This is a genomic window from Muribaculum sp. (genome assembly GCF_029051885.1).
Taxonomy (GTDB): domain Bacteria; phylum Bacteroidota; class Bacteroidia; order Bacteroidales; family Muribaculaceae; genus Muribaculum.
The window spans coordinates 1-10,190 of record NZ_JAIDKI010000251.1 but is presented as its reverse complement, the minus strand read 5'-3'; the positions used below and the strand labels follow the sequence as shown (position 1 = coordinate 10,190).

7 protein-coding genes are annotated in these 10,190 nt (G+C 51.5%); 3 read left to right on the top strand and 4 right to left on the bottom strand.

Annotated features, from left to right (window positions below):
- Positions 1-206: 206 nt before the first annotated feature.
- Genes K2I50_RS10430 through K2I50_RS10420 form a run of 3 tightly spaced genes read right to left on the bottom strand, consistent with a single transcriptional unit; the run spans position 207 to position 4,822 of the window.
- Positions 207-2,432 carry a GH92 family glycosyl hydrolase gene (locus K2I50_RS10430; RefSeq protein ID WP_526022984.1) on the bottom strand — a complete coding sequence of 742 codons (2,226 nt, stop codon included), beginning with the start codon at positions 2,430-2,432 and terminating at the stop codon, positions 207-209.
- On the bottom strand, positions 2,432-3,388 hold the full coding sequence (locus K2I50_RS10425) for a glycoside hydrolase family 130 protein (protein WP_301026288.1): 957 nt from the start codon (positions 3,386-3,388) through the stop codon (positions 2,432-2,434). The genes K2I50_RS10430 and K2I50_RS10425 overlap by 1 nt, the downstream gene beginning before the upstream one ends.
- Before the next feature lie 60 nt (positions 3,389-3,448).
- Positions 3,449-4,822, bottom strand: coding sequence for an MFS transporter (locus K2I50_RS10420; RefSeq protein WP_301026287.1), 1,374 nt, complete (start codon positions 4,820-4,822; stop codon positions 3,449-3,451).
- 295 nt (positions 4,823-5,117) lie between these two features.
- On the opposite strand from K2I50_RS10420, the gene K2I50_RS10415 reads away from it, so the two are divergent.
- From K2I50_RS10415 to K2I50_RS10405, 3 genes are read left to right on the top strand one after another with little or no spacing between them, the layout of a single operon-like run.
- A complete protein-coding gene (locus tag K2I50_RS10415; RefSeq protein ID WP_301026286.1) occupies positions 5,118-7,463 on the top strand; it encodes a beta-N-acetylhexosaminidase in 2,346 nt (781 codons plus the stop codon).
- Positions 7,464-7,509: 46 nt separating this feature from the next.
- Positions 7,510-8,295 (top strand): glucosamine-6-phosphate deaminase, encoded by a 786-nt coding sequence (nagB, locus tag K2I50_RS10410; RefSeq protein WP_068961082.1) that lies wholly within the window; start codon positions 7,510-7,512, stop codon positions 8,293-8,295.
- 42 nt (positions 8,296-8,337) lie between these two features.
- Positions 8,338-9,525: a PIG-L deacetylase family protein gene (locus K2I50_RS10405; protein WP_526022983.1), complete on the top strand. Its 1,188-nt coding sequence runs from the start codon at positions 8,338-8,340 to the stop codon at positions 9,523-9,525.
- Positions 9,526-9,617: 92 nt separating this feature from the next.
- Here the strand turns inward: K2I50_RS10405 and K2I50_RS10400 are convergent, their stop codons facing one another.
- Positions 9,618-9,908: a thioredoxin family protein gene (locus K2I50_RS10400; protein WP_301026285.1), complete on the bottom strand. Its 291-nt coding sequence runs from the start codon at positions 9,906-9,908 to the stop codon at positions 9,618-9,620.
- Between the last annotated feature and the right edge of the window lie 282 nt (positions 9,909-10,190).

Sequence of the window (10,190 nt, the reverse complement as noted above, 5' to 3'; positions counted from 1 at the left end):
TTTGCCGCTTTTCCCTCTCTTCGTCAGTCATGTAGCTCGCTACACTCCTTCCTCATTGAGGAAAAATCAAACAAAAAACTTCTCGCCGGAAATATAAAATAATTTTTACGACTTACTTAATAAAAAAAAGCGCCGCTGTAACAGCGGCGCAGGGGTCGGCATCAGTCGGCCGGTGGAGGGATGCTCATGACACCCTCCGAAAAATATCATTTGCCATAACGGCGTAGCATCTCGTCGTGAGAGATACGTCCTGAGTGGGCCTTGGCATTACGACGTTTGATTTCAAGATAATTCTTGCCCCAGACTTCGGGATCAAGTTTCACGGTAATCTTATCGAAGCGAGGCACCGTAAGAGTGAAAGCCGGGTCGCCGGGAGTATCAGGATACATGCCCATCATCGACCATATGGCCCATGCCGACATGGTACCGCAGTCCTCATTGCCGGGAATACCGTCGGGAGCGGTGGTGAAATACTTGTCGAGCAACTCACCTACAATACGGTGGGTACGCCATTCCTCTCCTTTTATGCGCGAGAAGAGGTAGGGATAGATGATGTCAGGCTCGTTGGCGGGGTCATAAAGTCCGTTGTCGAATACAGCCTGTAGTCTGTTTACAAACTGCTTTTTACCGCCATGGGCCTTAATCATGCCCTCTACATCATGGGGAATCGCGAAAGTATAGTTCCACGAGTTGCCTTCATGGAATCCGGGCGATGGCTCGAAGTTCTCTCCCTGACGGGGATTGAAGGGTGTAAGGAACGAACCGTCGGGCAGACGCGGACGCAGCACACCAAGCTCCGGGTCGAAGTAGTTGTGCCATCCGGCCGCACGCTCGGCAAACAGGGTGGAATCGGCTCTGCCTGTAGCCGCGGCAAAGCGGCTGAGCGCATAGTCGGCTGTATAATATTCGAGAGCGTGGCTCACAGAGTTGTCATATTGCTCGCGCAGAGGCACGTATCCAAGAGAGAAGTAGTCGTCGGCATCGGGACGCATCAGGTTTTCAGCACCGGGAGCTGTAGCCCCGCGCTTCATAGCTTCCCATGCAAGATCAGTGTCGAATCCACGCAGACCACGGAGATACGAATCGGCGATAACCGATATCGAAGGGTCGCCCTCCATCGTATATGTCTCGCGGCCATACAACTCCCACTTGGGCAACCATCCGTGCTCACGATACATGGCAAGCATTGTATTGATCATATCGGTCTGACGCTCGGGATATACGAGTGTCAGCAGCTGGTGGAGATTACGGTAGGTGTCCCAAAGAGAAAATACCGTATAACGGTTATGACCTTCGGGCACATACGCGATGCTGTCACTCTCCATTACCGGATATGCGCCGTCGACATCCTGAAGGATATTTGGATGGATAAGCGCATGGTAAAGTCCTGTATAGAACACTACCTTGTCGCGAAGCGAGCCCCCCTCGACAGATATACGGGAAAGGTCGTCGTTCCACATACGGCGTGCCGAAGCGCGAATATCATCGAATGTAGTGCCCTCGGGCTGTTCTGCCTCAAGATTGCGCAGAGCGCCCTCCTCGCTTACGTAGGATATGGCCATCGACACCTCGACTGTCTCTCCGGCTGTCATGCCGTCGTAACTGTACCACACTCCGATATCGTCGCCCGACATCACTTTGGAATATCCGGGATAGAGCTTGTATTTGCCCTGGTCCTTGTTCCACTCGGCCTCCCATTCGGCTCCGGGACGCTGCTTTTTCCACATACCCTGGCTTGAGGGCACGCGGTTGATGCGCATTACGAAGTATACCGGGAATACAGCCTGATCGGCGGTATAGCAGAATGTGCCGAGGAGCTTTGACCCGCGTATCTCTGTAGGACTCACACGGCGCACGGTGGCACCCGATTCGTTGGTCAGTCCCTCCCCGAGGTTGAGCAGGATGTTGCCTTCTCCGGCAGGGAATGTAAATCTCGTGCGGGCCGTACGTGCCGTGGCGGTCGTCTCGGCCTTTATACCGTAAGCATCGAGATTAAGCGAATACCATCCCGGCACGGCCTGCTCGTCGGAGTATGCCGTACCATAGTTATGGTAATCCACATCGAGCTTGCCGGTTGTCGCGGTAAGCAACAGAGAACCGAGATCGGGACACCCTACTCCGCTCAACGCTCCGTGGGCAAACCCGGTGAAGAACGAGTTGGTATTGTCGTAAGGTGTCGACCACCAGCGCGCATCCTTGTCATAGCGGTTGGTATCCGATCCCATTACATTGAAGGGTGTGACACGCATCAGCCCGTTGGGCACTCCGGCACCTGGATTGGTGGTGCCGAAGTTGGTAGTGCCGATAAAAGGATTTACGAAGTCCACGGGATCGCCTGCCGGCTCCTGGGGCTTTTTTGCCGCCGCGCCGGAAAGCACGCCTGAGGCGATGAGCGCCCCGGCGATAATTGGGGCGCGGAAACGGCTTATCATCATAGAGAGTTACGTTTGATGAATTCTACAATCTCAGAAATATATCCGAAAGCAAGACATACCGATGTATCGGCTGCTCCGTAATATACGGCCACACGGTCGCCATCGGTAAGGGCCGAGCAAGGGAACACGACGTTGGGCACATCGCCGGTCATCTCGTACATTTCGGCAGGAGCGAGAAGATAGGGCTGAGTGCGGGCGATTACCTTGGAAGGATCGTCGAGGTCAAGCAGAGCGGCACCCATCGAGTAGCGGAAACCGTTGCAGGTAGTGATTACACCATGATAGAACATGAGCCAGCCCTCTGAAGTGCGGATGGGCACAGCGCCGGCGCCAACCTTTGTGCACTGCCATGCGCTGTCTTCAAAGCGCGAGGGCGACATTACGTGGCGATGCTCACCCCAGTACACCATATCGGGGCTATAGCTGAGCCAGATATCACCGAACGGAGTGTGTCCGTTGTCGCTCGGGCGGCTGAGCATAGCATATTTGCCATTGATTTTCTCGGGGAAGAGCACACCATTGCGGTTGAAAGGAAGGAATGCGTTCTCACACTGTACGAAAGTCTTGAAGTCGTCGGTATAACCGATACCGATTGTAGGACCATGATAACCATTGCACCATGTAATCCAGAAACGATCGCCGATACGAGTCACACGGGGGTCATATTTGTAGTCACTTTCCTTGTTACCCTCGAAATGAATAGGTTCGTGCTCGATATCCCAATGCACACCGTCGGCACTGTGTCCGGCAAATATATTCATCTGCACGGCACGGTTGTCACAACGGAACACTCCTGCATATCCGTCGCCAAATGGCACTACGGCACTGTTGAATATACTGTTGGAGGTAGGTATGGAATAGCGGTCGATGACGGGGTTATCGCTCTTGCGCCACATTACTTCATTGCAGCCTGCAGGACGATCCTGCCAGGGAAAATTGTTGTTCTGTTTCACTTTAGTTTTGGTTTTCTTTATACAATATTATTAAATATATAATATGTAGCAGTGTCACTGTCATTTAGCGGAAGGTGGCAATGAACCTTCATCGCCGGTAAGAGCTTCCTCTACGGCGCCCTTTATCGGGGTGCCGTCGTCATTATATTTGAATGGCACAAACCAGGTAATCAGCAGAGGCACTATTGTAGCCACAAGCACAAATATGAAAAAGTTTTCATAACCGCCGAGATGCTTGAGCACAAATCCGCTGAGCATACCGGGGAGCATAACTCCGAAGTTCATGATTCCGGAAGCAAAGGCATAGTGTGCCATCTGATGTTTGCCGGGGGCCACCTGCTGCATCATGAATAGAGTGAGGCCAACGAATCCGAATCCATAGCCAAAGTATTCGATACCGATGCCGGAGGCAATAAGCAGGCCATTGGTAGGCTGGAATATCGCAAACAGGGTGTAGACGACAAACGGAAGATTGAATATCAGCGCCAGAGAAAACAGTGTCTTCTTCAGACCGCGTGCCGAGATATAGTATCCGGCGAGCAGCGAGCCAAGCACAAAAGTAGCAGCACCGCATGTACCGTAGTACAGGCCTATCTGTTCGTTTGTAAGACCGAGACCTCCTACAGTTGTAGCATCCTTAAGGAAGATGGGCACAATCTTTACCACAAACCCTTCGGCGAAACGGTAGAGGATGATGAATGCTATATAATACCATATATATCGCTTGCGGAAAAACTGCATCAGCACACTTCCCAGCTCGTGCATTACCTCGCCTCCGCTGCGACGCACAGTCTTATCGGCTTTCTGCGATGAAGGGAGGAAGAATATGTGATAGACACCGATAAGTATCATTACGGCACTTATAATCAGCATCACCACCATCCACGACTTCTGATTGGCGGCATAATTGACTGCCGTAGCTTCTGAGCCACTGCCACCGAACGATTTGAAAAGCGCTCCGGCAAGATACACCAGCAGACCGGTGCCTACGATTTTGGCTATATTATAGAATGCACCCTGCCAGCCTATATACTTCGACTGCTGGGCCGATGAAAGTTCTCCCATATACACACCGTCACAGGCCACATCGTGTGTGGCTCCGGAGAATGCCACTACAGCAAGCAGGGCTATAGTGATGGCAAAAAAGTCGGAGAGCCCTAAAGCAAGAGCAACACATCCGAATGCCGCTCCCGAGATAATCTGGGTAGCCACTACATACGCCTTCTTTGTCCCGAATATTTCCATAAACGGACTCCAGAGGAACTTGAAAGTCCAAGGCATAAGGATAAGTGATGTCCAGAATGTGATGGTTTCGGTATCTACACCAAGATCGGTGTACATAAGCACTGCCACCATGTTGAGCACGACAAATGGAAGTCCCATGGCGAAATACGCCGTCGGAATCCATGTAATAGGAGACTTCTTTTGATTCATTACAATTAACTATATTGCAGTTTTTTCATGGGGAAATTTTATACCCACACCATAAGCGGATTTCTACCGCCTGGTTTTGGTGGCGCAAGTTACTAAAATTTCGCCATACAACGAGCAAAATAATGTTAAAGACATTAGAGCCGATTCGTATTGCCCGAAAAATGCACAGAAATATCTGACTATAAAAATTCATAAAAGTAGGATATGTCATAATTTTAGTGTACATTTGCACAGACCAATCTTCTCAAACGAATCATTTTCACCTAAAGACTACTTAATCCACTTTTTTGTAGCCATGAATAAACTTTACGGAATACTACTTGTCTCCTCATTATATTTAGGAGCGGCAGGCTTGCATGCAGCCAGCCCCAACGGATGCTTCAAAGTCATACCCCTGCCGTCGATGATATCGGAGAATGCAGATGCCAAAGGCTTTGCCCTGTATTCCAACACAATGATATCCGCTCCCGACTCACTGGCCTCGGAAGCCGATATGCTACGCGGATATCTGAAAGAGAATCCTGCCATAACAATCGGTAATGCGCCCGGAGAGATTGTACTACGGTGTACATTGTCGTCCGACAGTCCGGAAGCATACCATATCAGTGTACGCCCGGGACTACTTATAATTGACGGCGCCTCACCGGCCGGCGTTTTTTATGGCATCCAGACCATACGCAAGGCAGCATATACAGCGCCAAAAGGTGAAATCCCGGTACTTCCTTCCGCTACAGTAGCCGACGCGCCGCGTTTTTCCTACCGTGGCGCCATGCTCGACGTAGCGCGTCACCCGTTTACCGAAGAAAATGTCAAGAGCTTCATCGACATGATGGCTCTACACAATCTCAATACATTCCACTGGCACATCACCGACGACCAGGGATGGCGCATCGAGATTGAGAAATATCCGCTGCTTACCGCAGTAGGCTCTCGCCGCGACTCAACAGTAATAGGCCATAATTCAGGCGTATATGACAACAAGCCTGTCGGAGGATACTTCACTAAAGAGCAGGCACGCAATATAGTGGAATATGCAGCCCGACGCCATATAACCGTAATCCCCGAAATCGATTTGCCGGGGCATATGCTTGCAGCACTTACAGCTTATCCCCACCTGGGCTGTACAGGAGGTCCCTACGGAGTATGGGGTCGATGGGGAGTATCACCCGACGTGCTGTGTGCCGGAAACGACTCTACACTGACATTTATCGATGATGTACTTAATGAGGTAATGGACATATTCCCTTCGAAATATGTCCACATCGGAGGTGACGAGTGTCCGAAAGTAAGATGGAAAGAATGTCCTAAATGCCAGAAGCGCATATCCGAGCTCGGCATAAAGCCCGAAGGCCGGTTCTCGGCCGAAGACAAGCTCCAGGGAGTAATCACCACCCATGCACTCCAGACCCTTGCGGCACGCGGCCGGCATGCCATCGGCTGGGATGAAATACTTGAGGGCGATATCCCGCAGGATGCAATCATAATGTCATGGCGCGGTGTAGACGGCGCTATAGAAGGTACGGGCAAAGGCCACCATGTGGTGCTGTCGCCGGCATCATACTGCTATCTCGACTATTATCAGAGCCCCGATCAGGTGCTCGAACCCATGGCTTGGGGTGGATATGTACCCGTAAGCCGCACATACCGCCTCGACCCGACCGAAGGGATGACACCCGAACAGAGTCGCCTGGTATTGGGACCGCAAGTCAATCTATGGACCGAATACATCGACAATTACCCGAAAGTGGAGTATATGGAGCTTCCGCGTATGTCGGCACTGGCCGAGGCCGGATGGACTCCGCAATCGATGCGCGACTACAAGGACTTCTCCGAAAGAATGCCGGCCCTCTGGCGACTGTATGATACACGTGGCTACAATTATGCCCGGCATATGGCCGATGTCGATGCCCTACTCACCACCGACCACGCTGCACGCAAGGTTATCGCAGAGCTATCGTCAATAGGCACGGCATCCATATATTATACCACCGACGGTTCGCAGCCTATCGGACCCGACGGACAACCATCGCCGACTGCCCTCCCCTACTCCTCGCCCATTTCCCTCGACAAAAGCACTATGTTGCGGTCCGCAGCCTTTTTTAAGGGAAAAGCCGGACGCACACGTTCCGACTCGGTGACATTCAATCTGGCAACTTTCGGAAAGGTCGAACTTACTCATCCTTTTGAGAAACATCACGCTCCGGCCGGAGAGTCAACCCTTACCGATGCACAGACCGGCGGACCAAGTTTCCAGACAGGACATTGGGTGGGATTCGGCAACTGCAACCCTACTGTAACTGTGACTCTTCCCGAGCCGGCAATGATAAGCGAGGTGACATTCAACACATGCGTCGACATGAATGCATGGATTGCCGATGCAAGCGCCTACTCCATCGAAGTGCTTACCTGCGGACCCGACGGCGAGCAAAAGTGGATTGAGACCGCATCAGAAAGCCTGCCGGAACGCAGAGCCGACCAGCCCGACAATGAAGTTGAGCGTCACACCTCACGTTTCAGCCCCGTAAAGGCTGAGAAAGTGCGTATAAACCTCAAAGCATCACCTCTGTTGCCTGTATGGCACCGCGACCACAGCGAAACGGCACGCCCGCTCCTGTTTATCGACGAGGTCGGTGTACGCTAAGTATATAGAAACCTAATACAATATTAATTCATAATCATACATCATTATGCGAGTAATCATCAAAGCGGACTACGACGCACTGTCACGTGCCGCAGCCGAACATGTAATCAAGCGTATCAACGAAGCGTGTCCGACTCCTGAGCATCCTTTTGTTCTCGGACTCCCTACCGGAAGTTCTCCTATCGGTATGTACGAACAGCTTGTAAAAGCATGCAAAGAGGGTCGCGTGTCATTTAAGAACGTAGTGACATTCAACATGGACGAGTATGTCGGACTTCCCGAGGATCACCCCGAAAGCTATCACTCTTTCATGCACCGCTACCTGTTTGACCATATTGACATACCTGCCGCCAACATCCACATTCTCAACGGCAACGCTCCCGATCTCGAAGCAGAGTGCGCAGCCTACGAGGCAGCTATCAAAAGTTTTGGCGGCATAGACCTGTTTCTCGGCGGCATAGGCCCCGACGGACACCTTGCGTTCAACGAGCCGTTCTCGTCTCTTACATCGCGTACACGAGTAAAGACACTTACCAACGACACCCGCATAGCCAACGCACGATTCTTCGGAGGCGACCCCGAGAGCGTGCCCCTGCATGCTCTTACAGTAGGCGTAGGCACTGTAATGGATGCCCGCGAGGTGCTCATCCTCTGCAATGGCCACGGCAAAGCACGCGCCCTTCAGGCTGCTATCGAGGGTCCTGTGACACAAGCATGGACCGTAAGCGCTCTTCAGATGCATCCCCATGCGATAATCGTATGCGACGAAGCCGCTACCTACGAACTCAAAGTAGGCACATACCGTTATTTCACCCAGATTGAGAACGCCTGAATGATGGTATCACATCATACAATACAATAAATATACCCGACAATGCAATTTAATCTGACATCAAAGATAACCTCGGCAGAGCGTTTCAACCCCGAGGCTCGTCCGACATCGCCCGACCAGTGGACTCTCGGTCTGGCATTCTCCGCAGCAGTATGGCTCAGCCAAAAGCTCAACAAACCCATCCTTAAAATCACCAATGCCGACTACGAAGAGGCCGGTCTTAAAGTGCTGACCGATATCTACGGCTCGGCTTACGACCTCAACATACGTCTCTTCAACCATCTCCAGCACACTATCACAGGCTGGCCCGGTGGAAAGCCGAATGCCGACGAGACCCATCGCCCCGAACGCGCGACACCGTTCCCCAAGCGTGTCATTGTATTCTCACCCCATCCCGACGACGACGTAATCTCTATGGGCGGCACACTCAACCGCCTTGTGCGCCAGGGACATGAGGTACACGTTGCCTACGAGACATCGGGCAACATCGCTGTAAACGATGAGGAGGTAACCCGCTTCATGCACTTCATCAACGGCTTCAACCAACTGTTTGGCAACAACAACGCCATGGGTGGTGTTATCCCGGCCAAATACCAGGAAATCAAGAAATTCCTCAAAGAAAAGAAAGCCGGCGAGATGGACAACCGCGACGTACTCACAATCAAAGGCCTGATACGCCGCGGCGAGGCACGTCTGGCATCTTCATTCAACAACATACCCCTGTCGCGCGTACACTTCCTCGACCTTCCGTTCTATGAGAGCGGACGAGTAGAGAAACTCCCCATGACTCAAGACGACGTCGATATCGTAGCAAAGCTCATCGAAGAGGTAAAGCCTCATCAGATTTTTGTAGCCGCCGACCTTGCCGACCCTCACGGCACCCACAGAAAATGTACTGAAGCCGTACTTGCCGCTCTTGCCCAGGCAAAGGAACGTGGCGAAAGCTGGCTTGCAGACTGCCGTGTATGGATGTACAGAGGCGCGTGGGCTGAATGGCCCATCGAGGACATCGAGATGTGCGTGCCCATAAGCCCCGAAGAGCTTCTCCAGAAGCGTAACGCTATCCTCAAGCACTCGTCACAGATGGAGAGCGCTCCCTACCTCGGCAACGACTCGCGCCTGTTCTGGCAGCGTGCCGAGGACCGCAACCGCGCAACAGCCCAACTTTACGATGCGCTCGGTCTCGCAAGCTATGAGGCCATGGAGGCATTCCGCGAATATCACATCTGATTTATAGACGGTCTATAAAAATTTATAAATAACCAGGCGCCGTGAGCCAAGGTAACAGCATACCTTGCCCACGGCGCTTAATTATTTTCCAATCATCGCTCAATACGCGACAGCAACTCATCCCCGGCAATCTCGCCCGACTGACGCCACACCTCGCGTCCGTCCCTATACAGAATAAAAGTCGGGACAGTGCTTATATCAACAGCATCGGCAAGTTCCGCATTCTTGTCTATATCAAGCTGATATATCTCAGCTACACCATTGACTCGCTCTTTCACATCAGCCACAACCGGTATCATATGCCGGCAATGAGGACACCATGTGGCAAAAAATTCCACAAGCACGACAGGAGCACTCTCTATCAAAGTCTGATATTCATTCATATTATTATAATTTTACCGTTTACAATACCTACAACAATCAATATGTCAGTTTTTGACGCATAGCAACACCATATTTCACGCATATTAACATTCTGCTATCCTACCCGGCGGTTTATCTAAAAAATAGCATATTAATTGCCCGCACGATATGGCAAAACATCTATTCAAGTTGCAGCTACATCGATGAAACAATAATTTTGCTGTGGAAAACCAACAATCTCCATAACGATGAACCACCGCATTACCCGCCTTTGTATACCGGCTCTGATAGCCTGGAGCCTT

Excerpts from the sequence above, each read along its gene's own strand:
- K2I50_RS10430 (WP_526022984.1), bottom strand. The coding sequence starts at position 2,432 with ATGATAAGCCGTTTCCGCGCCCCAATTATCGCCGGGGCGCTCATCGCC.
- K2I50_RS10420 (WP_301026287.1), bottom strand. The coding sequence starts at position 4,822 with ATGAATCAAAAGAAGTCTCCTATTACATGGATTCCGACGGCGTATTTC.
- K2I50_RS10415 (WP_301026286.1), top strand. The coding sequence starts at position 5,118 with ATGAATAAACTTTACGGAATACTACTTGTCTCCTCATTATATTTAGGA.
- nagB (WP_068961082.1), top strand. The coding sequence starts at position 7,510 with ATGCGAGTAATCATCAAAGCGGACTACGACGCACTGTCACGTGCCGCA.
- K2I50_RS10405 (WP_526022983.1), top strand. The coding sequence starts at position 8,338 with ATGCAATTTAATCTGACATCAAAGATAACCTCGGCAGAGCGTTTCAAC.
- K2I50_RS10400 (WP_301026285.1), bottom strand. The coding sequence starts at position 9,908 with ATGAATGAATATCAGACTTTGATAGAGAGTGCTCCTGTCGTGCTTGTG.